The sequence below is a fragment of the Burkholderia sp. JPY481 genome (assembly GCF_038900515.1).
GTDB classification, from domain to species: Bacteria; Pseudomonadota; Gammaproteobacteria; order Burkholderiales; family Burkholderiaceae; genus Paraburkholderia; species Paraburkholderia youngii.
In genome coordinates, this window is sequence record NZ_JAYMRT010000003.1 from 368578 (window position 1) to 391994 (window position 23417).

General features: G+C 60.8%; 19 protein-coding genes. 8 read left to right on the forward strand and 11 right to left on the reverse strand.

What is annotated here, in order from left to right; translation table 11 throughout:
• Window positions 1-263: 263 nt before the first annotated feature.
• The gene (locus VSR82_RS11060) at window positions 264-1571 is read left to right on the forward strand and encodes an O-antigen ligase family protein (protein ID WP_368586616.1); all 1308 of its coding nucleotides are present in this window, start codon (window positions 264-266) and stop codon (window positions 1569-1571) included.
• On the opposite strand, the gene VSR82_RS11065 is transcribed toward VSR82_RS11060, so the two are convergent.
• The 6 genes from VSR82_RS11065 to VSR82_RS11090 form a co-directional block, all read right to left on the reverse strand.
• Complete coding sequence (locus tag VSR82_RS11065) at window positions 1547-2737, reverse strand: glycosyltransferase family 4 protein (protein ID WP_368586615.1); 1191 nt, start codon at window positions 2735-2737, stop codon at window positions 1547-1549. The genes VSR82_RS11060 and VSR82_RS11065 overlap by 25 nt on opposite strands.
• A gap of 51 nt (window positions 2738-2788) precedes the next feature.
• Window positions 2789-4105 (reverse strand): lipopolysaccharide biosynthesis protein, encoded by a 1317-nt coding sequence (locus VSR82_RS11070; RefSeq protein ID WP_410849848.1) that lies wholly within the window; start codon window positions 4103-4105, stop codon window positions 2789-2791.
• Window positions 4106-4120: 15 nt separating this feature from the next.
• Window positions 4121-5131: a glycosyltransferase family 2 protein gene (locus tag VSR82_RS11075; RefSeq protein WP_368586613.1), complete on the reverse strand. Its 1011-nt coding sequence runs from the start codon at window positions 5129-5131 to the stop codon at window positions 4121-4123.
• 69 nt (window positions 5132-5200) lie between these two features.
• A complete protein-coding gene (locus VSR82_RS11080; RefSeq protein WP_429457040.1) occupies window positions 5201-6670 on the reverse strand; it encodes a hypothetical protein in 1470 nt (489 codons plus the stop codon).
• A gap of 6 nt (window positions 6671-6676) precedes the next feature.
• Entirely contained in the window at window positions 6677-7792 is a 1116-nt protein-coding gene (locus tag VSR82_RS11085) for a glycosyltransferase family 4 protein (protein ID WP_429457038.1), read from the reverse strand.
• Between the two features lie 59 nt (window positions 7793-7851).
• Window positions 7852-10173 (reverse strand): polysaccharide biosynthesis tyrosine autokinase, encoded by a 2322-nt coding sequence (locus tag VSR82_RS11090; protein WP_368586610.1) that lies wholly within the window; start codon window positions 10171-10173, stop codon window positions 7852-7854.
• 809 nt (window positions 10174-10982) lie between these two features.
• Between VSR82_RS11090 and VSR82_RS11095 the strand changes: the two genes are divergently transcribed.
• Both VSR82_RS11095 and VSR82_RS11100 read left to right on the forward strand, forming a co-directional pair.
• Entirely contained in the window at window positions 10983-11915 is a 933-nt protein-coding gene (locus tag VSR82_RS11095; protein WP_176107584.1) for a helix-turn-helix domain-containing protein, read from the forward strand.
• Between the two features lie 59 nt (window positions 11916-11974).
• Window positions 11975-12991, forward strand: a complete 1017-nt coding sequence (locus tag VSR82_RS11100) for an ATP-grasp fold amidoligase family protein (RefSeq protein WP_410849843.1) — start codon at window positions 11975-11977, stop codon at window positions 12989-12991.
• Window positions 12992-13055: 64 nt separating this feature from the next.
• On the opposite strand, the gene VSR82_RS11105 is transcribed toward VSR82_RS11100, so the two are convergent.
• The 3 genes from VSR82_RS11105 to VSR82_RS11115 are packed head-to-tail and all read right to left on the reverse strand — an operon-like array spanning window position 13056 to window position 15489.
• A complete protein-coding gene (locus VSR82_RS11105; protein WP_429457034.1) occupies window positions 13056-13772 on the reverse strand; it encodes a substrate-binding domain-containing protein in 717 nt (238 codons plus the stop codon).
• A 5-nt stretch (window positions 13773-13777) separates the two neighbouring features.
• Complete coding sequence (gene ligK / locus VSR82_RS11110; RefSeq protein WP_429457032.1) at window positions 13778-14461, reverse strand: 4-carboxy-4-hydroxy-2-oxoadipate aldolase/oxaloacetate decarboxylase; 684 nt, start codon at window positions 14459-14461, stop codon at window positions 13778-13780.
• A gap of 2 nt (window positions 14462-14463) precedes the next feature.
• Complete coding sequence (locus tag VSR82_RS11115) at window positions 14464-15489, reverse strand: amidohydrolase family protein (RefSeq protein WP_429457030.1); 1026 nt, start codon at window positions 15487-15489, stop codon at window positions 14464-14466.
• A gap of 638 nt (window positions 15490-16127) precedes the next feature.
• Between VSR82_RS11115 and VSR82_RS11120 the strand changes: the two genes are divergently transcribed.
• The 4 genes from VSR82_RS11120 (at window position 16128) to VSR82_RS11135 (ending at window position 19710) form a co-directional block, all read left to right on the forward strand.
• The gene (locus VSR82_RS11120) at window positions 16128-16802 is read left to right on the forward strand and encodes a GntR family transcriptional regulator (protein WP_368586605.1); all 675 of its coding nucleotides are present in this window, start codon (window positions 16128-16130) and stop codon (window positions 16800-16802) included.
• Window positions 16803-16867: 65 nt separating this feature from the next.
• Entirely contained in the window at window positions 16868-18274 is a 1407-nt protein-coding gene (locus tag VSR82_RS11125; RefSeq protein WP_429457027.1) for an MFS transporter, read from the forward strand.
• A gap of 47 nt (window positions 18275-18321) precedes the next feature.
• Window positions 18322-19194: an isocitrate lyase/PEP mutase family protein gene (locus VSR82_RS11130; RefSeq protein ID WP_498857690.1), complete on the forward strand. Its 873-nt coding sequence runs from the start codon at window positions 18322-18324 to the stop codon at window positions 19192-19194.
• A 114-nt stretch (window positions 19195-19308) separates the two neighbouring features.
• The gene (locus VSR82_RS11135) at window positions 19309-19710 is read left to right on the forward strand and encodes a DUF3597 domain-containing protein (RefSeq protein ID WP_368586602.1); all 402 of its coding nucleotides are present in this window, start codon (window positions 19309-19311) and stop codon (window positions 19708-19710) included.
• Window positions 19711-19963: 253 nt separating this feature from the next.
• On the opposite strand, the gene VSR82_RS11140 is transcribed toward VSR82_RS11135, so the two are convergent.
• Together VSR82_RS11140 and VSR82_RS11145 are read right to left on the reverse strand one after the other, a co-directional pair.
• Window positions 19964-20236, reverse strand: coding sequence for a hypothetical protein (locus VSR82_RS11140; RefSeq protein WP_013091148.1), 273 nt, complete (start codon window positions 20234-20236; stop codon window positions 19964-19966).
• Window positions 20237-20509: 273 nt separating this feature from the next.
• Window positions 20510-22201 carry a Na/Pi cotransporter family protein gene (locus tag VSR82_RS11145; protein WP_368586601.1) on the reverse strand — a complete coding sequence of 564 codons (1692 nt, stop codon included), beginning with the start codon at window positions 22199-22201 and terminating at the stop codon, window positions 20510-20512.
• A gap of 376 nt (window positions 22202-22577) precedes the next feature.
• On the opposite strand from VSR82_RS11145, the gene VSR82_RS11150 reads away from it, so the two are divergent.
• A complete protein-coding gene (locus VSR82_RS11150) occupies window positions 22578-23318 on the forward strand; it encodes a 3-ketoacyl-ACP reductase (RefSeq protein WP_368586600.1) in 741 nt (246 codons plus the stop codon).
• The last annotated feature ends 99 nt before the right edge of the window (window positions 23319-23417 follow it).

Here is a 23417-nt window from a genome sequence, read left to right on the forward strand (position 1 = left end):
AGCGCGGAAGTTTTGGCGGCGCTCGCGGACAGGATTTCGCAAGCTTGCGAACGAGCTTGCACTTCTATTGCAGTGCGCACGATGGAAATAAGCAGCGACACGTGCTACCGTTTAATGAACGTCCCGTGGCATTCCTGTCAAAGATAAACAGCGGTGCGATCCCGCACGGCCACTGTGAGTCTTTCGCTGTTCCCAATCTCGCCATCCATCCAGCGCATGGGCACAACCCCAACCGGCGCGCCATCCGTTTTTCTGGAGCTGCAATGGCCTATATTTCGCTATTCGCACTTTTCATGACGGTCACGAACTTCGTGCCCATCAGTGCGATCGGCTTCGTCCCGCTGCTATTGCTGGCGTGGCGCTTTTACGGCCGCACTTATCCCGCGTTCATCACGCCGCTTACCGCTTTCACGGTGCTCGCGTTCATTTCGACGCTGCTCTACGATCCGCACTCGTTCCTCGAATTCGACTTCTATCGGCGCGACGGCAATTTCTTCATCTCCTATCTGCCCATTTTTGCCGGTTGCGTGTATGCGCACCGCTGGGATCTGAACAAGGTACTGCGTGCGCTGTTCATCTTCGCAGTCGTCGTCAATCTGCCGATGTACGCGTACTACATCGCCCAGAACGGGCTGTTCAGCATCTTTGTTCACCCAAACGACACCTTTGGCAGCTACTTCATTGCCCGTAACGCAGCCGGCGGCTTTCTGGCGATGCTGTTCTGTCTCGGCGTAGCGTGCTACCTGCAAAAACGCAGCAAGCTGGTGATCGCGCTGCTCGTCTGCACCGCGCTAATGCTCTTTTCGACCTATAGCCGTGGCTCGCTGCTCGGCGCGGCGGCCGTTCTGCCCTATCTGTACTTTGGCCGCAAGCGCTGGATTCTCGGTACGCTGATCGCGGTGCTGCTGATCGCCTCGGCCGTCATCGCGATCTACCATACGCAGCCGAACGTCGACTACATGGGCTATACGTTCGCGATTCACGCCAACGACGCCAAGGTCAACAACCTCAACATCCGCTACGAGTGGCTATGGCCACGAGCGCTCGCGTATTTCGTGCAAAGCCCGCTCGTCGGTCTCGGCTTCGGTTCCTTCGACGACCATATCGGCAGCCTTACTTCGTATTTCCATCTGTTCGCGGTACCGTCCGACATCGTGATCGAGCACAGCGACTCGCACGCTCACAACTCGTACCTGAATATCCTCGCCGAGCTCGGCATCGTGGGCTTGACGCTAATCCTCGCGTTCTTCTGGAAGCTGGTTGAATGGAGCAAGCAGGGGGCGGCGTATGCCGCGTTGGTCGAGGGGGGTCGCCACTTCGCGGCGTTCCGCTTCGTCGAGATTTCGTCGGTGTGCCTGCTGGTGATGTCGGCAACCGAGCATCGGCTGGTCACGCCGTCGAATGTGTTGATTCTTTCTCTGGTGATCTCGCTGCTGTTGGCCGCGCGTCCGCTGGCGGCCACTGCATTCAGGCCCGGCCCGCGCGGTGCGCGCAAGGCGGGCGTCGTGGGTGCGCGCGCTCCACAGCCCGTGCCCCGGCGCCCGGCTCAGGGCGCAACGTCGGCAAGATGACGTTCTTCGGCCGGCAGCGACTGACTCGGCGCATACGGAAGAAACTGTTCGACGCACGCATACGGGAGCCGCGCGTCGACGAAGCCCATCAACGCCTTCTTGAAGTTCTCAGACGAAAAACGCTCGGCATTCTTGCGGCACACACGTGGATCGAATAAGGCGGCGTTGCTCTCGAAACGGGTAACGGCTTCGAGCAAGGATGCGGTACTCTGCTCGCCGAAGAAGACCCCGGTCGGCCGATCGAGAGGAAGTCCCACCACCGATTCGAGCGCGCCGCCGCGGCCGAAGGCAATCACTGGCGTGCCGCATGCCTGCGCTTCGACCACGGAAATGCCGAAATCCTCTTCCGCCGCGAACACGAAGGCACGCGCGCGCCGCAAATGATCGACCAGCACGTCGGACGGCTGATGCCCGAGGATCTTGACGTTCTCGCCGGCCACCGCTTTGATCTTCTTCATATCGGGACCGTCGCCGATCACGACAAGCTTGCGCTCAGGCGTTTGCGAAAAAGCCTGAACGATCAGATCAATACGCTTATAAGGCACCATCCGCGACGCCGTCACGTAGAAATCCTCTTTCTCCGTACCAATGGACATATTCGCCAGATCGACAGGCGGATAGATCACGGTCGCTTCGCGCTGATAGGCCTTTCTGATTCGCCGCGCAATGAACTGGGAATTGGCGACCAGATGATCGACGCCGTTCGCAGAGCGCGAATCCCAGCCGCGAATGTAATGAAGCAGCACCCGCGCCAACGCGGAGCGCAGTCCCCTGTCGAGATGGGATTCGCGCAGGTACTGATGTTGCAGATCCCACGCATAGCGGATCGGCGAATGTATGTAGCTGATATGCACCTGGTTCGGTCCCGTCAACACGCCTTTGGCAACCGCGTGCGAGCTCGAAATGACGAGATCGTAGCCGGACAGATCCACCTGCTCGATAGCAATCGGCATCAACGGCAGATAGGCGCGGTATCGTCTTCGCGCAAATGGCATCTTCTGGATGAAGGACGTGTTGACGGACTTCCCCTTCACGCAATCGCGGTCTTCGAGAAAATCGACAATCGAAAAGACGTCCGCATCCGGGAAGCACTCGATGATGTTCTTCAATACTTTCTCGGCGCCGCCGGACACTACCAGCCAATCGTGAACAATAGCGACTTTCACTTCGACCTCCTGTGACAATCCACCCAAACTCCCGCACACCCACGCGCTACTTCAATCGTCCTTCGCGCCGCCCGCCTGCGTACGAAGCCCACACATCACCCGCACTCGCGCGAGGGCCCGCTCGGCGCCAGGTAATAGCCCGACCAGTTCGAGACGAATCAGCACGCTGAGCAGCGTCACCGACTCCGCCGCTTCGGCGATCACCCGAGCAGAGGCCATGCCAATCGCGCCGAAACGCGGCGCGAGAACGAGCGCCGACGCGAGATTGACCAGCGCCGAGGCGACGCCGGCAATTGCGAGTACCCGGTCTTTCCTGCGCGGTACGAATACATAGAACGCGACGAACTCATTGAATGCCGCGAACGGGAACATCCATGCGAATACCTGCAATACGTGCACACTCGGCTCGAACGCTGCGCCGAGAATCAGCGGCAACACGAAAGGCGAAAGCGTCAACGCGCCGCACAGCACCAGCACGCCATAGCCGAGCAGCAATAGGGCGCCGCGCCGTGTCGTTACATGCGCGCCCACCTTGTCGCCCTGCGCGAGTTGCCGGGTTATCGTCGGAATAAAGACCTGCGCCGCGGGGGCCATCAGGCTCAGACCGATCGTCGCGAAACGCTCGGCCGCGCCGAAATAGCCGACCTCAGCGGGGGTGGAGAACAAGGTCAGCAAATACGTCGACGACGCCGTCAGCACGACGGAGCCAGACGAATAGCAAAACAGCATCGTCGACCTGCGTATGAGCGGCAGGACGCCGGAAAACGCCAGACGCGGCCAACCGAGCTGCCACGTCGTCAAACCGTAGGCAATGGCCAAGGACACGGCGCCCGCAATCAGCAGGCTCGCCACCACCCATACGGCGTCGTTCGGTCCTCTGACGAGCGCCAGCACCAGCACGAGACTCAGCGCAAAGCCGAACACTTCGATCATGATCGGCGTGCGAATCTGCTGCCGCCCCTGAAATAGCCAGCCGAGATTGCACGCCGACACAATGCCTAGCACGGTTGCGAGCATGCCGATCAGAGGCTGCTCCGCCAATAACGGTGAGCAGAACGTCGCAACGATGCCGATGCCCGCGCCAATCACGGCGAGTGCCAGCCGCGCGCTGACATGCAGCGAATAGATCGCATTGCATTCCTGGGTCGACTGCGCTTTCGCCACCTCGCGCATGCCGACGAAGGTGAAGCCGAAGCCGACGAACATCCATATCACGTTCATCAGCGACATCGACGCGAGTACCCGGCCGTATTCGGCCACGCCAAGCACCCTGCCATAGAACGGCACCACGATCATGAGGTACACGTACCTCATGAAATAGCCGGCGTACACAAATACGATTAAGTTGGTGCTCGTTCGTCTATCCATGCCGTCCTCCTTCGCCTAGCGTCCTGCGACGCGACGGCGCGCAAGCGGGTTCGCGATATAACGCACCGCGAAATCCGACAGCGGCGAATAGGGGACGAGACACAGACTCGACAGTACGAGCGTGCCGAGCTTCTTCTTCAGGCTCCAGAACGGATTTGCAATGATCGTGTGCAGATAGCTGCGCGAATCGCGGAGCATCCATTGCCAACGCCGGAAAAACGTCGCGCGATAAACGGAAGAGCAGAATGTCGCTTTCTCGTGCGAGAAGTCGAGAAATGTGGCCGGTAATTCTATGTCGAGCCGGTCTTTTGCAATATTGCGCAGAATGGCCCAACGCATGTTGAATGCGCGCGGCGCTTTCGTCAGTTGTTCCGAGTTTGCGAACGACACCGTTTCACTGCCCGCGTTATGCACCCGGTAGCCGCCTAGCGACTTCGACACGGTCGCGATCGGTCCCGCCAGCGCGACGCCATAGATCGCGTAAAAGTCCGCGCCATAGCGATTCACGCCCTCTTCGGGGACCGGGAAGATCTGCTTGAGCGCACTCACCCGGTAAGCGTTGCCAGACGCGGGCGGCGACGGATAGAGCCAACCGCCGCGCAGCAGACTGCCGCAGTCGGGGGGCGGCTCGCTATTCGGCACGTAGGCACCCGTCAATTTTCCATCGCTGTCCATCACGTCGAGGCGGAATTGCACCTTGACCCACTCGCCGTCCTCGAAAAAGCGCATGACCTCGCTGACTGCCGAGGGGTACAGCACGTCATCCGAATCGAGAAAGATCACGAACTCGGTGGTGAGCGACGCGATTGCATGGTTGTAGGCGGACACCTGTCCGCCATTTTTCTTCCACACCGACACGACGCGATCGCCATAGCTTTCGATGATCGCGCGTGACCCGTCGGTCGATCCATCGTCGACGATCATGACCGTGGTCGCCGGATAGTCCTGCGCGAGCGCCGAGTCGATCGCCGCCGCCAGATAGTGCTCGTAGTTGTAATTGCAAATCGCAATGGTGACCTGTTTCATGATGTGTCAACGCTATCCATCAGGTTCGGTTCGCCGGCTCCCGGCGGCCGTCGAGCTCGCGAAATCTCGCTATGCCACTGGCTGCGCCGCACTACGTACCACGAGATAAGCCAGATGTTTGGGCGGATTATTGCCAGCACCATTCACCTTGTCGGGTACCTTGAATCGCACGTTCATCAGATCGTTGTCCCAACTCAATGCAACATTGCCCGGTGCGCTCGCCTCGCCACTCACCGCGTCGATGAAATCGGCCTTTACCGCACGCGAGCGCAGCGCCTGCAGCCCGCCGATCGAAATGTTCTGCCAGCCCGCGCTGCTGCTCACTTGCATCACGAGGTCGTTGCCGGAAAGCAAAGCATTTGCAGCAACACCGGGACCGCATTGCAGCGGCTTCGAAAAACTCGCCAGATGCCCACCCACTGTTTGTCGCAACACGACCAAGCTTCGACCGGAAACGTTGTAGGTTCGTTCAGGCGGACCGGGGTGCGTGAGACGATAGGGTTCATAGCCCTCCCAGTGATAGATCATCGAGACGTACTTGTTCGGATCGTCCCAATTCCTGCCGAGCGCCCACACCGCGAAGTCGAAAAAATAGCGCGGCAAATAGTGCGGGTCTTTCATGTACTCGTTGCCGATCTCCGTTTGCCAGATGCCGCGCGCCGGACCGTTCTTCACGTACCTCTGGTACAGCGGTTCCATGTCGGCGACCGGCAAATAGTGCGTGTCGATGTAGTCGACCCAATCGAGCATGCGCTCTTTCAATGTCGGACTGCGATATTCGAGCCAGCGGTAGAAGTTGTCGAGCCCGCCCTGGTCGGGCCAGCCGCCATACACCACGTACGCGTGATGACTGCGAATGATGCGGGCCGCCGGAATATGAACCCGCTCGACGTAATCCTGCATCGCGCGCTCATACGGTCTCGAGCGTTTTTCGTCCTTGCTGAACCCCGGGCCGCGCCAGAACACCGACTGCTGCAAGCCGCCGGACAATTTTCCAGCCGCCTCGTTCCAGATCTGGAAATAGCGCAAGTTAAAAGGCGGCGCGGAATACTTGCGGACCACCGCGTCGACGTACTGCTTCCATGCATCCACGTCGACGGGTGCCGAATTGTTTTCGCCCGGCACGCTCGCATTCCATCTCGGCGTAAAGCCGAGCATCAGCAGCGAACCGATTCCATTGTGTTCATTTCGCAAGAGTCTGGACGGCAGGTCGACATCGTACGCCGAGCTGGTTTTGTCGATGCGCATCGGCTCGCCCCGCCGATCAGGTTGGCCCGGGCCGACCGTGTCGCGCCCCCAGCTAATGCCCATCGCTCGCCACACTTCGATGTCGGCAGCCGATCCGGCCCAGCCGTTCACGCCGATCAGATCGCTCATCATGCGGCCGCGCGCGCGCGCGGGCGCAGGGTCCTGTACCAACGCGAGAGCGGGGCTGATATCCGATAACGGCGCTGCCGCGCCCGCCGCCAACGCGGCGAGTGTGCGCAATGCACGTCTTCTGCCAGCACGGGTCTTCATGCGATCCATGTTCGTGGCCATCCATCGCTAGCTCGCTGACGCGCGCGGTGCCAGTTCAGGCAGCCGCTCGCCGGTCTTTACATCGAGGATTTCGAGCACCCGTTGCGCCGCGCGCTCCCAGCGAAACTCGCGTGCATGCAGCACCCCCGCGCTGCGGTATCGCTGGCGAAGATCGGCGTCGCTCATCATCTGCGCGATCTTTGCGGCGATGTCGTCCGCGCAAGCCGCGTCGCAGTACATCGCCGCATCCCCGCACGCTTCCGGTATCGACGTCCGCGTCGACGCGATCACCGGACAGCCGCAATACATCGCTTCCAGAGGCGGCAGGCCGAAGCCTTCGTACAACGACGGAAACACGAGGCATCCAGCGTTCTCGTAGAGCCCCTTCAGCTCCTCGTCGGACACGAATCCGGCCCACACCACTTGTCTGGAATGCAGCGGATTCTCGACGCCCGCACTGCTGAAGATGCGCGGATACTGTTTTCCCACGATGACGAATTTCACGTCGCGCAGATGCCCGAGCCGCGCGATTGCATCGAGCACGCCGCGCAGATTCTTGCGCGGGTCGAGACTGCCGACGATTACGCAATAAGCGTCCTTGTTCAATTCGAGCCGTTGCAGCACCGACGTGTCGGCTACGATCCGATCGAGATGATCCGCGCCGGGCGCCACCACTTTCACACGCGATTCGTCGATCTTCAGGTGATGGCAGATCCGCGTTTTCGAATACGTCGACACCGTCAGAACGATCGGATGCGTGCGCGGCAATAGCGTGAAAACGATTCGATACCAGAGCCGGAATTTCCGCGAAAAGCCTTGCGGCACGTCGAAAACGGCCATGTCGTGAACCATCACGACCTGACTGTGCTTGAACAGCGGATTCGTATTGCACAGACTCAGCAGCGTGATGCCGCGTGCCGCGATCGGCAGCGAGATCTGCTCCCACAACGTGCCGCGCAGCCACGGGATGCGCCGCTGCGGTTTGAGCAGGGCCCCGGGCTCCCGTGCATTTTTTGGCACGAATAATTCCGGCGCGTCACCGGGCGCGGCGCGCATCTGCATGGCCCTCGTCAGCTCATACGCCACGCGTTGAACCCCCGTGATGGATTGCGAAGTAAACTTTCCGTTGATTGCAAAGGCCATCTGCTTCTCCGTTGTACGCCATCGCGAACGCGCTTTACCGCGTTGAGGTCTTCACACGCTCAGGCGCCTCGCGGCGCTTGCTGCCCGGCGTCGTTCTCGCCGAAATCGCTGGCATAGTTCGTTTCGTAGCCGTAATTCTTCGTGCTCCGACGCAGCGGTATGCCGTTGAACACCGCGCCCGCGATGCGCCCTTCCGCGCGCTCCACCTTTCTGATCGTGTCGGCGATCTCCTCCTCGCTCTGCATACCAGAACGCAGCACGAGCAGCGAAGCGCCCGCCTCGTTCGCGATGATCGACGCGTCGGTGACCGCGAGGAAAGGCGGCGTATCGATGATCACCAGGTCGAACTGGCTCGACAGCCGTTCGAGCACATCCTTCAGGCGCGGCTTCATCAGCAGCGCGGCGGGATTCTCCGGGCGCACGCCGCACGACAGGAACGTCAATCCGTCGATGCGGGTCGAGCGCAACGCATTGCGCAGCGGCAAGCGTTCGGACAGCACTTCGGATAGGCCTCCACGATTGCTCTCGTTGAATAGCGAGGCGAGGTGGCCGCGCCGCATATCAGCATCGATCAGCACCACGCGCTGGCCGACCTCCGCGTGCAGGATCGCCAGATTCGCGGCGACGAAGCTCTTGCCAGCGGACGGCGTGGGGCCGATGACCATGACGATGTTGTTGCGTGCATGCGCGAGATCCCGCGTGACGGCGGTCCGTACGCTGCGCAGCGCTTCGACCGATGTGTCGTGCGGAAAGCGCGCGGCGAGAATCCTGTTAGGAATCCCCGTATCGAGCTGAATCTCGTGCAGACTCTTCTGCAGCGGCGGATGGGCACGCCCGGTCGCTGGCGGCAGAGACTTGCGGCCCGCGGTCGCATCGCGATCGAGCAGCAGTTGCTGATGGCTGAACAGAATCTCGCCAAACACCGGCACGCTCATCTGGCGCTCGACGTAGCGCGGGTCGGTCACGCCGACCATCACGTGGCGGCGCATGAAGACCAACACGACGCCAGACACCATACCGAGCACCAATCCGCCGCCGAGCACGAGAATCGGCTGCGGCATGACCGGCATATGCGGTCTCATCGCAGGATCGAGAATGTGCGCGCCGCCCGTCGTGCTGGCGCGGCGCACCTGCAATTGCTCAGCCTTTTGGACCATGCCGAGATACACCGTCTCGGCGACCTTCTGCGCGCGGATCAGATCGACGCTCTCGCGCTCCGACGCCGGCATGCCGTTGAAATGGTCGGAGAATTTCGCTTTCGCTTCTTTCAATTGCGCCAGTTGCTCGTCGATGTTCTGCACCCAGCGGCTCTGCGGCGTATACCGCTCGAGCATTTGCGTGCGCTGCAATTGCAACGTCGCGATCTGCTTGTCGAGATCGAGGCCGCCCTGCAAATAGGCTTGCGCCTCGTTGGTCGGCTGCATCGATTGCGAGTTCGAGCGGAAGTTCTTCAGCGCTTCCTCGGCTTTTCGCAGATCGCCGAGTAGACGCGGGAGTTCGCCGTTAATGAACGCGAGCGTCTGCGTGTCGTTCGACTGCCGGCTCGCCACCGCGGATGCGAGGTATTGCTGTCCCAATGCATTGGCGACGGCAGCGGCTTTGTCCGGACTCTTGTCGCGGTACTGGATTTGCAGCAGCCCCGAGTCTTTCACCTTGTCGCCGATCTTGATCAGGCTCTCGAAGTGCTTGATCGCATCGAGCTCATTCCAGCGGATCACTTCGAATTTCGTGCCGGGCCGCGCAGCGAGCTCCTTCACGAGCATCGACACGCCGTTCTGCTTGACCGGCATGCCGACCGTGCCACTCGCCAGCAATTCGCCGGACGGGCCGTGCAATTCGAAGCCGCCATTGTCCAGTGCGGTCAAGGTCAGCTTCTCTTCCTCGAGTTCGCGCGGCACGTCGAGCGCGGCGATCTGCACGCGCTCACCGCCCCATGCATACGATTTCAGGCCGAGCCACGGCGCCGCAGGCTGTCCCGGTGTAGCAAATTTTTCGGCGATGTCGCCGAGCACCGGAAGCTTGCGCGGCTTTACCGAAATGTCGAAACGGAACTGATCGATCACCGGCTGCAAAACCGATCGGCTTTCCATCACCGCCATTTCCGTTACCGACGACGGCGTCGGCGGCGGCAACAGGTCCTGGTTCTGCAACGCAAGTCCAAGCGCATTTGGCTCGGGCGGGTCCACACGAACGATTACGTCGGCGGAATAGATAGGGGTGGCAATCAGAAGATACGCGACCGCGAGCGTGAGGACGACGACCGTCGTCACCACGATCTCCCAGATGTGGTCACGCATTAGCGTGAGCATCCCGCTGGCACTGAGTTGTCTGCGCTCGGTATCAACAGCGGGATAGAGCGAGTTTTGCGGATAGTAATCCACCGGTCTGATCCTTGCAGGTTGATGAAACAAAACGATCGACGATCGCTTTGCGTCGCCACGTCGCTTTTTATGCCGCCGGCCGGATAGACCCTGGATTGGCTGGCAGCACGGCGAAGCGACGTGCTGTGTCGGGTTAGGTCGGGGAGCCGTGTTCGGGACCTCTCGAACCACGGAAGGCTACACACCTGTTGCTTATCCACCGCGGCATTGCCGATTGTTCTTCTCACGAATCAGCGAATGCGGTGCCCGCCATTCACGTAATTCGCGATTGACAATTTCTCTCTCGATGTTGCGGTGAAGCATAGTCCGCAAAGGATCGAGGCATTCGCCGGCGGCCCAAAGTAGGGTGCTATTGGCCGATAATGCGGAGCCTTTTACAAATGAAACAGAAGCTGGAAAGGCTTGTTGCGATCTGCAATTGCTGTAACAGAGTTATACGATAGGCGCCGTACATCGCGACAGAACGCCAAATCCGCAACGGGAGTGCAAAGAATGCCGTTGATATCCCGCAAATCGTGCCGATTCCAAGCCACTCGGCGCATTCCGCCGATGCCCTGGCTTCTCGCCTGCAAAAATCGCGCTAATTGATCTGGAAAAAAATTCCGTGCAACGTTAATTAGTAGCACGCAATTCGTCGAATGGCGAGGTAAGAATTTCTCGAATCTTGACGATTACGCCAAAACACCCACGCATGCCGGCCAAGCTCGTCTGACCGAAATCGATGCGCTAATCTCAATGCGTAGATTTTCCTGTCTGGAGAAGCTCGCGTGATGAAGCACATTGGTCTATTCGTCTTTCAGGATTGTTCGATGGCAAGTACCGGCGCGATTGGCGACGCGTTTCGGCTTGCCAATGAGTTCAAGAGAACGGCTGGCGAAGAGGCGCCATACCGGTTTACCGTGGTATCCGACGGCGGTGGTCTGGTGACCAGTTCGTCCGGCATATCGATCTGGACGCAAGGCCTCGAACGCTATTGCCTCGCGGATTTCCACGCGTTCTTCGTGGCCTGTCGCGACGTCACAGAAGTGGCCGAATCCAATGACCGGTTTCTGTCGTGGATCTCGCTGCAAGGATCGATCGCATCTTTCGGCATGCAACAGGGTGCGAATCTCGCGGTCGTCTGCAACGATCCGCTGCAATCGATCGTGCCGATTTTTCTGTTCGACGACAGCGGTGACGCCGCGCGCACGCAAAGCAATGTGACGCCGACCGATCTCGCGCTCGCGCAGATCGAACGCGACATCAACACCGACACGGCCCGCAAAATCGGCCGCATCCTGCAAACCGGCTATGCCGAGAAGAGCCGTTCGGAGCTCGACGACGTCAATATCACGACGACGACCGAGAAGATTCGCGAATCGGCGCGCTGGATCAAGGAGAACTACAGCAAGGCTATTTCTGTTGCTCAGGCGGCCGAGTCGGTGGCGATGAGCAAGCGCAATTTTCAGCGCCGTTTCAAATGCGAGTTCGGCATGACGCCACTCGAATATCTGCTGCGCACCCGCTTCGAGATCGTTCGCTCGATGCTGAAAAATACCGATTTGCCGGTCGATAAGATCGCGCGTCGCTGCGGAATGGGCGACGGTAATCGGCTCGGGCGGCTATTCAAGGAGCGCTATGGCATGTCGCCGACGCAATTCCGCGCGCAACAACATGTGGATGCGGAAGAACGCTGGCTGACACCGGAGGAAAGCTGGAGTGCCGCGACCGAGATGTTGCGGCAAGCGCCGCTGACGCTTTGATTTCAATTCCCTGTTACTCCGAGCACGAATAGTCGGCTCGACCGCAAAGGGATAAGAACATGACGATCATCAAAACCGCCGAACTGGCCGCGGAGGACGCGGCCGTCGCGCCGGAAAACATGGCCTCCCTACAATCCGTTGACAGTGCCGTGGCTGCGACCTGCGAGCGGCCGGGCCTGCACGCAGGCGCGCATTTCGCGCAGGAGCAAGCGCCATCTACCGTGAGAAAGATCAAGGAAGCGGCGAAGACCTTATTGCCGGATGCCCTTTTCCTAAGCCTGTTACATCACAAATGCACTGGCCGTTATCCGAATCTGATTCGTCCGGTGACGTTCAATGAGAAGATCCTGCAGCGCAATCTTCACCCGGATCCGCGTTATATCGACCTGACCGACAAGCTGCTGGTGCGGGACTATATTGCGCGGAAAATCGGTGACAAGCATTTGATACCGCTGATCGCAGCGCCCGATGTATTCACACCCGAAGTGTTCGACGCGCTGCCCAATTCTTTCGTGATGAAAGCCAATCACGGCAGCAGTTTCGTGGAAGTGGTGAGAAATAAATCGGAGACCTCGTTCGACAAGCTGAAGGCACTCGCCGATCAGTGGCTGCGCACCGAATTCTATTACGTTGGGCGCGAACGGCACTATCGGTCGATCGAGCCGCGCGTGTTCTTCGAGAAGCTGCTGCTCGATCAGCGCGGTCAGATTCCGGCCGATCTCAAGATGCACTGCTTCGGCGGCCGGCCTGGGGGGCCGATCATCTATATCCTCGTGATCTCCGACCGCTTCGGTACCGCAACGCACGGCGACGTGTACGACGTCGACTGGAATCACCTCGATATCGCCATCGGCGACTACAAGCGCAGCGCGGCGCCTGGTCCGCGCCCGCCGAATCTGGACGCTGTGCTCGATATCGCGGTCCGTCTGTGCGAAGACTTCGACTATGTGCGAGTGGACCTGTACGCGCCGGACGACCGCGTTTACTTCGGCGAACTGACATTTACGCCCGGCGCGGGCGTGCTGCCGTTCACGCCGGACAGTATCGATTACGAGTGGGGCAAGCTGATGGCTTGAATCCGCTTTCTTTCGCTGCGTTTGGATTCCGCCATCGAGCCTGGGCGGCGAACGTCGCCCACCATCAAGCCGGAAACATTCCGTTTTGCAGCTTTGCTCCGTCGGCCTCGCGCGAGGCCAGAAACGCCAGCAACGCTTGCGCCGCTTCACGGTGGCGCGCCGCCGTGCAGATCGCGGCGGTGAAAGTCGTGGTGGACTGGATGGCGGCAGGAAGCTCGCCGAGCACGTCGATACCCGGCACATGAATCAATTCACTCATCTGCTGAAAGCCGAGTGCGGCTTCTCCGCGCGCGACGAGCGTGCCGACCGGCACACCCGGCGGCGCCTTCACGATCCGCGAAGCGATCTGCCCGGCAATGCCCCAGCGTTCGAACAGCTTCAGCAGATGCGTGCCGCTCGGCCCCGTCGAGTAACCGATGCTGCGCGCACTGAGAATCGCGTCGCGCAGCGCCGCTTCGGTCGCGATGTCCGGGTGCGTTGCTCCGGCCGCGACCGCGACCGCGATGCCCGAGCGTGCAAGCCCGACGCGGCTCGCCGCCTCGACGCAACCCATCGCGACGAGCCGCTCGATCGCGTCGGCGGCGAGCACGACGATATCGAAGACTTCGTCAGCCTCGACCCGGCGCGCCGCATCGACGCCACCAACCGATTCGATCGTGACGCCCTGCCCCGTACGCCGCTCGTACGATGCGGCGAGTTCGGCGAGCACCTGGCGTGTCGCCATCGACGAAATGCCGGTGATCGGCGCACGCACGGCGTGACCGTTGATCTCCGCGACCACGCCTGTCAGTCCTTGTAACGCAGTCCGGCCTGCTCGAGCGGCCCGCGCATGTTGTACATGTCGAGACCGAGCACACCGGAGGCGAGTTTCGCGCGCTTCTCGACTTCGTTCGCCTCGCGTGCCGCGGCCTTATCGAGCACCGCTTGCGCGGCGGCCGCCGGCACCACGACCACGCCGTCGTCATCGGCAACGACGACGTCGCCCGGCGTGACCAGTGCGCCCGCGCACACGACCGGTATGTTCACCGAGCCTAGCGTCGCCTTGACCGTGCCCTTCGCGGAAATCGCCTTGCTCCAGACCGGGAAGTTCATTTCGGTCAGCACGCTGACGTCGCGCACACCGGCGTCGATGATCAGCGCATGCGCGCCGCGCGCCTGGAAGCTGGTCGCGAGCAGATCGCCGAAGTAGCCGTCGGTGCTCTCAGCGGTGACAGCCGCGACGACGACGTCGCCCGGGCGGATCTGTTCGGCCGCGACGTGCAGCATCCAGTTGTCGCCCGGTTGCAGCAGCACCGTGACGGCCGTGCCGCTCGCGCGCGCGCCGGTATAGACCGGGCGCATATACGGCTGGAGCAGGCCCGTGCGGCCCATGGCTTCATGCACGGTGGCCGAACCGAGCGCGCCGAGTTGGGCGGCCACGTCCGCATCCGCGCGCTGGATGTTGCGATAGACGACTCCGATTTCATACATGATTACAGCCCCTTCGTTTTCAGCAAGGCATCGAGACGCGGATAGACGCGCCGCGCGTTGCCCTCGTAGATCTTGTAGCGCTGCTGCGGGTTCATATCCGCCGCTTCAACGTAACGCTTCGTGTCATCGAAATAGTGACCGGTTTCCGGATCGATGCCGCGCACCGCGCCGATCATCTCGCTCGCGAACAGGATGTTGTCGACGGGAATCACGTGCGTGAGCAGATCGATACCCGGCTGATGGTAGACACAGGTGTCGAAAAACACGTTGTTCAGCAGATGGTCCTTCAGCAACGGCTTCTTCATTTCCTGCGCGAGGCCGCGGAAACGACCCCAGTGATACGGCACCGCGCCGCCGCCGTGCGGAATCACGAAACGCAGTGTCGGGAAATCGCGGAACAGGTCCGAGGTCAGGCATTGCATGAACGCGGTGGTATCCGCGTTCAGGTAGTGAGAACCGGTGGTGTGGAAGCACGCGTTGCAGCTGGTGCTCACGTGGATCATCGCGGGAATGTCGTACTCGACCATCTTCTCGTAGATCGGGTACCACGAGCGGTCCGACAGCGGCGGGCTGGTCCAGTGGCCGCCGGACGGATCGGGATTCAGATTGATCGCGACATTGCCGTACTGCTCGACGCATTTGACGAGTTCGGGAATACAGGTGGCCGAATCGACACCCGGACTTTGCGGCAGCATCGCGGCCGGCACGAAGTTCTCCGGAAACAGCTGGCTCACGCGATAGCACAGTTCATTGCAGATCGCGGCCCACGTGCTGGAGATTTCGAAGTCACCGATGTGATGCGCCATGAAGCTCGCACGCGGACTGAAGACCGTCAGATCGAGGCCGCGCTCGCGCATCAGTTTCAACTGGTTGTTTTCGATCGACTCGCGCAGCTCCTCGTCGCTGATCTGCAATTCGGACACCGCCGGCATCTCGGACGGACTCTTGATGCCTGCGATCTGGCGGTTACGCCACGTCTCCAGCGCTTTGGGCGCGGTGGTGTAGTGGCCGTGAATGTCGATGATCACCGTGATTCCTCAGTAGATGAATTTGACCAGCGGGCGCGCGCGGACTGCACGCGCGCCACGTTCCTGCGTGCGTCAGTGCGCGTGACGATGGGACCCCTACACGCCCTTCTCAATCAATTGGCGTGACGGTACGTTTCGTCCTTCGCGGGCCAAAGCGCGGGTTAACCATATGGTCGAAGCGAGTATCCGCATTTTCAGCGTTCGGCATAGCGTCGCCGAAGTCCGTCCGACTCGCGCCACGCCGCGCCGGACAGGCGTTCAACCTAGTCCCACCGCCCTTCGAAGCGGCCCTGCCGAAAGCTAGTTTGGACACCAGCTGATAAACAAAACAGATGACGCGGGAACGAACTCGCATAGAACGACAGCGAGACGCCCCGCTTTTGCGATCGACGTGAATGCGCCGCGCTTGCAGCGGATTTGCCCCACGAAAAAAGGGCCCACAAGAGAAAAAGCAGATGACCGGTTCCCCTTCAGATACGTCGGTTAGAAGCTGGCGTCCCGGTAGCCGAAGCCGTCGCGTCACGCTGCATCTGCCAGGGAAAGCACCGAGCCTCAGCTTCACGACTTTGCATACAATGTATCCGTCAATCGGCTGATTTACCGGCCATCTCGCCGTTAAGGAGAGCAATTTGCATACAATGCAGACCCCGCCGACGCGATCGCCGGACGACGTCTATCTGGCGATCAAGCAGTCGCTTGCCGAGCACCGCTTTGGCGCAGGCCAGTATCTGCGCGAAGAACAGCTCGCCAAAAGCCTCGGTGTGAGCCGCACACCGGTGCGTGAAGCGCTGCGCCGTCTCGGCGCCGAGGGCTGGGTCGAGATCCGCCCGAACTATGGCGTGCGGGTCAAGGCATGGTCGCTGCAGGACGCGCGTGAAATCTTCGAAGCGCGGCTTCTGATCGAACCATTTCTCGCCGGGCGCGCCGCATTGAACATCGGCGCGGCCGAAATCGAACGGCTCCGCACACTCGCGGAACAGATGTCGGCCATCACGCGGCAAGCATCCACGCCTGAAACGACCGAAGCATGGTTCGCCGCCAATGGCGAGTTCCATTCGATCATCACGGCCGCGGCGGGCAATGCGCGTCTCGACCGTTCGTTGACGTCGATGAAGGAAACCCCGCTGATCAAGTGGACCTTCGACTCCTACAACGACGAACACCGCGCCAGCAGCGCACGCCAGCACTTCGAAATCGTGCAGGCGCTCGAGAATCGCAATGCCGCCTGGGCCGAGGCGATCACCCGTTGTCATATCCTCGCCGCCGAGAAAGCGGTGCTCGACCGCTATCAAAGGGAGCACCCTTCGTCGTAGCCGCCGTAGCCCACGCATCGAAGCACCCACGAATACCCGTCCCATAACGACGCAGGAGACGTGAAATGCCGAGCACCGTGAACGCTGGTCCAAGACTGGACAGACTGCCCCTCTCCGGTTTTCACCGGCGCATCCTCTGGCTGATCGGCGGAGGCATGTTTCTCGATTCGTTCGATATCTACCTTGCCGGCGGCGTGCTCGGCGCGCTCGCGAAGAGCGGCTGGTCGACAATGCAATTGAATGCGGCGTTTCTATCGTCGACCTTCGTCGGCATGTTATTGGGCGCATTCACGGCCGGTTTGCTGGGCGATGCAAAAGGCCGCAAGTTCACCTATCAATTCAATCTCGCGATCTTCGGTCTCGCGTCGTTCGCCGGCGCGCTCGCGCCGAACATGACGTGGCTGATCGTCTGCCGTTTCTTCATGGGCCTCGGGCTTGGCGCGGAAATCGTCGTCGGTTATGGATCGGTCGGCGAGTTCATTCCGCCGGCCGTGCGCGGCAAGTGGTCCGCGTACCTGTCGCTGATCACCAACTCCGCGCTGTTCTTCTCGACGTTCATCGGCTATCTGATCATTCCGTCGATCGGCTGGCGCGCGATGTTTGCAATCGTCGGCGTCGGCGCGTTGATCGTCTGGGTGATTCGCAAGAAGATGCCGGAGTCGCCGCGCTGGCTCGAATCGAAGGGCCGCTACGCCGAAGCCGATGCGATTCTTCGCGCGGCGGAAGCCGAATCGGCAAAGGGTGAGCCGCTGCCGCCCTTCAAGCCTTCGTTCGACTCGGCCGCTGCCGCACCGCGCTCCACCACGCTCTTCGAATTATTCAAAGGGCCGCAGATTCGCCGCACGCTGCTGGCGATCTGCGTGCAGATCGCCGTCAACGTCGTGATCTACGGCTTCATTGTCTGGGTGCCGACCTTCCTGATCAAGCAAGGTCTCGGCATGGCGTCGTCGCTCGGTTATACGACGTTGATGTCGCTCGGCGGTCCCGCCGGCGCCTTCCTCGGCGTGCTGATCGCGGACCGGATAGGCCGTAAAAATGGGCTCATTGCGGTCGCGGTGATCGCCGCCGTGGTCGGCTGGCTGTACGGACACTCGACGAACGTCGCGACCGCCACAGTACTCGGCTTCCTGCTATTCACGCTCACCTATCTGATGGTCGCGCTCGGCATCGCCACTTACATCCCCGAGCTGTTCGCCACGGAAATCCGCATGCGCGCGAACGGCATTGCCGGTTGCGCGGGCCGCATCGCCGGGATTCTTGCACCGCAGCTGGTGGTCGTCATGTATGCGACGGGCGGTGTGCGCGACGTGCTGTCGGTGATTGTCGGCGTGCTCGTCGCGATGGCCGCGATTCTCGCGGTGTTCGGCATCGAAACGAATCAGCGCTCGCTCGAAGACATCGCGCCGCCGCCCACAGTCGATATCGACACCGCGCTCGCCGGCGCATCGGTCGCGCGTGAACCGCGTCAATGATCCGCCCTCGAATCGGCGCACATTCATCGTCATCAAACGGAAATAGCATGAACGCACTGCATAAACGTCAGCAATTGAAGGCACGTCTCGCCCAACCGGAAATCGTCACCGCCCCCGGCATCTTCGATCTGATCTCAGCGAAGATGGCCGACTCGATGCAATTCGATTGCCTGTACATGACGGGCTTCGGCACGGTCGCGTCCTACCTCGGCCTGCCCGATGCAGGCCTCGCCACTTATACCGACATGGTCGATCGCGTCACCGCGTTTTGTGGCGCCGCCAACACGCCCTTGATCTGCGACGGCGACACCGGCTACGGCGGTCTCCTGAACGTCGCGCACACGGTACGCGGCTACGAGCGCGCCGGCGCGGCTGGCATCCAGCTCGAAGACCAGGAGTTTCCGAAGAAATGCGGCCACACGCCAGGCCGCAAAGTGATTGCGCTCGACGATATGGTGAAGAAGATCAAGGTCGCGGTCGAGACGCGTGACGACGCAAACTTCCAGATCGTCGCGCGCACCGATGCTCGCACATCGCTCGGACTCGACGAAGCATTGCGGCGGGGCGAAGCGTTCGCCAAGGCGGGCGCCGATGTATTGTTCATCGAATCGCCGGAAACCGTCGAAGAGCTGGAGATGATCGCACGCACGTTCGATACGCCGCTGCTCGTGAACATCGTCGAAGGCGGGCGCACGCCGCAACTGACCCCGGCTGAATTGCAGAAGCTCGGTTTTTCGATTGCGATTTATCCGGCATCGGGCTTTCTCGCGGTCGCGAAAGCACTGCACGATATCTACGGCCAGATCAAGGCGCAGCGTGGCACAACGCACATGGAAAACACCATGTATCCGTTCTCCGAAATGTGCAATCTGATGGGCTTCCCAGCGGTATGGCAGTTCGACCGTGAGCACGCCGAATGACGACGAGCTGACAAAATATTACGTTTTTCAGCGTGCCAGACGCGTAGCATATCGGGGGCATGTCCCGCGAGCGCCCCCACTCGCATTCGTCATTCAACCGCGGAGATTTCGGAAATGAGTATTTTTGGTGACATCGTGCACAAGCTGTTCGGCAAAGCGAAGCCGGACCAACCTCCCCCCGCGACGGAACCCACCCCCGACCCGGCCGCCGCGCAAGCCGCGACGCCCAACGCGCCCGCCGCACCCGCACCGCTGTCCGACGTCGACGTGGCCGCGGTGATGGATCAACTCGTCAGCGAAAGCGGACAGACGTTGAACTGGCGTACGTCGATTGTCGACACGATGAAGGCGCTCGGTGTCGACAGCAGTCTCGAACACCGCAAGCAGCTTGCGCAGGAATTGAAGTACAGCGGGGATATGAACGACTCAGCGAGCATGAACATCTGGCTGCATAAGCAGGTCATGCAGGCACTCGCGGCAAACGGCGGCAAGCTGCCACCCGATCTGGCAAGCTAGGCACGACAAACCAGGCGTTTCGCAGAAAGCGAAACTCAGTGCAGTGAACGTCCCGCAGTAAAAATCAATCGCTCAGACGAAGTTGCCCGGTCGATTCACTGACCGGGCAACTCGAACCTTCTCGGCGCGGCAATCAATGCTCGCGCAATCGGATGGCAAAAACGCGCACTGCACGCGCCCCGGACAGCACGATTGCCGTCAGCCACGTATCGAAACGCGGGTGACCGAACACATTGCGATGGAATACACGCGGCTATTGCGCCGCGGTGAGCTTGAGTCCCGGCCGCAGTGGCTGGGGAGGCTCCAGAGGAGCCTTGCGTTCGTCCGACACCTGTTCGATTCCCTTTCTCGTGACTTCTTCGAGGAAGGTCAGGCGAGCCCGATAGTAATCGGCACGCAGCTGTGCGTCGAGCACCAGCTGTTCGGCCTGAAACAGTTCCATGCGCAAGTTGTTCAGCGCGCGTTCGGCCTGTTTCTCGGGAGTAGGAGCATGTTGTGAAGCCCAGTTAGCAAGCCACCTTATCATGGTGAATCCCTCCTTGAGTTCAATGCTCTGCTGCGACAAAGGCTATCAAATAATGGACGCGGCGTGTGTTAATTCGTTACAGGTGTTGCAAGCTTCACCACTGATACCACAACCCGCGCGACAAGAAAAAAGCCCGCACAGCAAAGGCGGGCAATCCCACTCTCTTTGAAAGCGTGTCACGAGGATGACACGCCACAAGTTTAACCGTCGTGCAACCCGCACCTACGTGTGCTGGCGATCAGTTCCGCGCGAATATATCGATCGCCCTTGAATCTATTGAAGCGCCGCCACGTTTTTCGCAATGGCCCGCGCAAACTGCGCGATCTGCCGCCCCTGCTCGATCAGATCCATCGCGAGCCGGAACGTGACGACGTCCGTCTTGTCGGCCAGCTGAAGCTTCGCGAGCACGACCTGACGCGCGGTCGCGGCGAGTTTCTCGATGCCGGCTTTCGCGTCGATGACTTTCGCCACTTCGTCCGGATCGGGCGCCTCGATCGTGCGAATCGCCTGCTCGAGATTGCGGATCACCGCCTCGGAAAACTGCGTGGTCGCCGCATCGCGCAGGCGCAACAGGTCGATCTGCTGCGTCATTCGCTGCTGCGCGACGCTCAGCAGCGTCGTGCCGACAATGCCGCTGATGCTCTCGAGGTGACTCGTGACCTGCGTATAGCCGACCATCTGCTGACCTTCCTCCTCCGAGTGTTCCCCCTTCGACAGGCGGCCGATATATTGAAGAATCTCGAAGGAAAGCCGGTCGCTTTCCTTGTCCTTATCGAGCATCTGATTGATCTCTTCCATCGTGCCCGTCGACACCATCTGGGAGCCGCGTTGCACGACTTCGAGCACCTGCATGCCGAGCCGGGTCAGCTCGATACGCACGCGCTGCAATCCAAGCGCCGGCACCGTCAACACCGACTCGTCGAGATACTGCGGATCGCCCGCGGGTTTGGCGGGCTTCGCGCGCTGCGGCACGACCAGTTGCGCGAACCGCGCGATCGGACCGGTAAACCAGATCAGCAGCAGCGTGTTCGCTACGCTGAACAGCGTATGCACATTGGCTACCTGGCGCGGCGCCTCGGCCGCGAGGCGCTCGAGGCCCTGCAGGTCTGGATGCGACGGCGATATCCAGCGCACGAATTCCGCCATCTGAGGAATCAGAAAGAGCGCGATCACGACGCCGAGCACATTGAACACCAGATGCACGACGCCCACCTGCACCGCCTCCGGTGGCTTGCCGATCGAGGCGAGCAAGGCCGTGCCGCAGGTGCCGACATTCGCGCCCAGAATCAGCGTAATAGCGGCTTCGAGAGGCATCAGGCCCTGCCCGCTCAGCGCAATGACGACCGCGAGCGTCGCCGCCGAGCTTTGCACGATCGCGGTAAAGACCGCCCCCACGATGACGCCGACGAGCGGATTGCGCATGTCCTGCATCGCGTCGATGAACGGCTGGTACGTGCGCAACGGATGCGTGGACTCGCCCATCAGCTGGATGCCCATGAACAGCAGCCCTAGCCCCAGCACGACGCGGCCGATCTGCCGCAACACCTCGCGCGGGGCAAACGCGTGCAGCACGAAGCCGATCGAGAGCATGTACGGCGTCAGACGCGAAACGTCGAAGGCGATGATCTGCGCGGTGATGGTCGAGCCGATGTTCGCGCCCATGATCATCGGCACCGACTGGGCAAGTGTCATCAGGCCGGCGGACACGAAGCCGACCATCAGCACCGTCGTGATGGTCGACGAGTTCAGCAGCGCGGTCACGATGGCACCCGCCAACACGCCACGAAACCGGTTCGCGGTCAGCACGCCGATCAACGACTGCAGTTTCGATCCCGCGATCGCCTTGAGCCCGCCGGTCAAGAACTCCAGCCCCAGAAGAAACAGTGCGAGGCCGCCGATCAACAGCCCGAAGATCCCAAGGATGTTCAACTTGTCGGGATCGATGTCAGCAAGATAATCAGTCATCCGATGTGCCTCTGATGATCACACGAATAGATGCGAGAGCAAGGGACGGCTTCGCACCCCGGACCGACGACCGTGGCGGCGGTCTGCCGCACTGTGTCCGGGGCAGCTACTTAAGGCTAACGCTAAGGGTATGAGGAAGACGGCGCGCAGGCAAGGACGGGAAAGCGGCCGGCGGCAACGAGACACCGGAGTTCGCAAAGCATTCGACCAGTAGTCAACGCGATTCATTGCCTCGTCAAACAACGATTCCTGCATCCGAATTGACAGTTAACCCGTAGGTGAAAATGCCCATCGTCCGGGCCGATTGCCGCTGCCAATAATAGGTCCATCCTCCAATCAAACTTGCTCAACTCACCCTAAACAAGAAGGAGGACTTATGGCAAATCGTGTTGCATACGTAACCGGCGGCATGGGTGGTATCGGAACCGCCATCTGCCAGCGCTTGCACAAAGAGAACTACACCGTCATTGCGGGCTGCGGACCGAACTCGACCCGCAAAGCCCGATGGCTGGAAGATCAGAAAGCGCTCGGCTTCAACTTCATCGCATCGGAAGGCAACGTCGCGGATTGGGAGTCCACCGCGAAAGCGTTCGAGAAGGTCAGGAAGGAAGTCGGTGAAGTCGACGTGCTCGTCAACAACGCGGGCATTACGCGCGACGGCATGTTCCGCAAGATGACATACGAAGACTGGCAAGCGGTGATCGACACCAATCTCACGAGCCTGTTCAACGTGACCAAACAGGTCATCGAGAGCATGGTCGACCGGGGCTTTGGGCGCATCATCAACATCTCGTCGGTCAACGGCCAGAAAGGCCAGTTCGGGCAGACCAACTACTCCACGGCCAAGGCCGGCATTCACGGCTTCACGATGGCGCTCGCGCAGGAAGTGGCGACCAAGAACGTGACGGTCAACACCGTGTCGCCGGGCTATATCGGCACCGACATGGTCAAGGCCATCCGTCCGGAGGTGCTGGAGAAAATCGTCGCGACGATTCCGGTACGGCGTCTCGGCACGCCGGAAGAGATTGCGTCGATCGTCGCGTGGATCGCGTCGGATCAGGCGGGCTTTGCGACCGGAGCGGATTTTTCGCTGAACGGCGGTCTGCATATGGGCTAACGGGAACGGCGCCGCGTGGGATGCGGCGCAGCCGTCTTCCGTTATCGACGTTGTCAGGTTCCGTGATGGTTTAGCGGCCCGGCGCAAGCCGGCCGCCTC

Coding starts and splice junctions, on each gene's coding strand:
- VSR82_RS11095 (WP_176107584.1), top strand. CDS start 10,983: ATGGCAAGTACCGGCGCGATTGGCGACGCGTTTCGGCTTGCCAATGAG.
- VSR82_RS11125 (WP_429457027.1), top strand. CDS start 16,868: ATGCCGAGCACCGTGAACGCTGGTCCAAGACTGGACAGACTGCCCCTC.
- VSR82_RS11080 (WP_429457040.1), bottom strand. CDS start 6,670: ATGGCCACGAACATGGATCGCATGAAGACCCGTGCTGGCAGAAGACGT.
- VSR82_RS11145 (WP_368586601.1), bottom strand. CDS start 22,201: ATGACTGATTATCTTGCTGACATCGATCCCGACAAGTTGAACATCCTT.
- VSR82_RS11150 (WP_368586600.1), top strand. CDS start 22,578: ATGGCAAATCGTGTTGCATACGTAACCGGCGGCATGGGTGGTATCGGA.
- VSR82_RS11085 (WP_429457038.1), bottom strand. CDS start 7,792: ATGGCCTTTGCAATCAACGGAAAGTTTACTTCGCAATCCATCACGGGG.
- VSR82_RS11130 (WP_498857690.1), top strand. CDS start 18,322: ATGAACGCACTGCATAAACGTCAGCAATTGAAGGCACGTCTCGCCCAA.
- VSR82_RS11140 (WP_013091148.1), bottom strand. CDS start 20,236: ATGATAAGGTGGCTTGCTAACTGGGCTTCACAACATGCTCCTACTCCC.
- ligK (WP_429457032.1), bottom strand. CDS start 14,461: ATGTATGAAATCGGAGTCGTCTATCGCAACATCCAGCGCGCGGATGCG.
- VSR82_RS11135 (WP_368586602.1), top strand. CDS start 19,309: ATGAGTATTTTTGGTGACATCGTGCACAAGCTGTTCGGCAAAGCGAAG.
- VSR82_RS11120 (WP_368586605.1), top strand. CDS start 16,128: ATGCAGACCCCGCCGACGCGATCGCCGGACGACGTCTATCTGGCGATC.
- VSR82_RS11075 (WP_368586613.1), bottom strand. CDS start 5,131: ATGAAACAGGTCACCATTGCGATTTGCAATTACAACTACGAGCACTAT.
- VSR82_RS11070 (WP_410849848.1), bottom strand. CDS start 4,105: ATGGATAGACGAACGAGCACCAACTTAATCGTATTTGTGTACGCCGGC.
- VSR82_RS11100 (WP_410849843.1), top strand. CDS start 11,975: ATGACGATCATCAAAACCGCCGAACTGGCCGCGGAGGACGCGGCCGTC.
- VSR82_RS11060 (WP_368586616.1), top strand. CDS start 264: ATGGCCTATATTTCGCTATTCGCACTTTTCATGACGGTCACGAACTTC.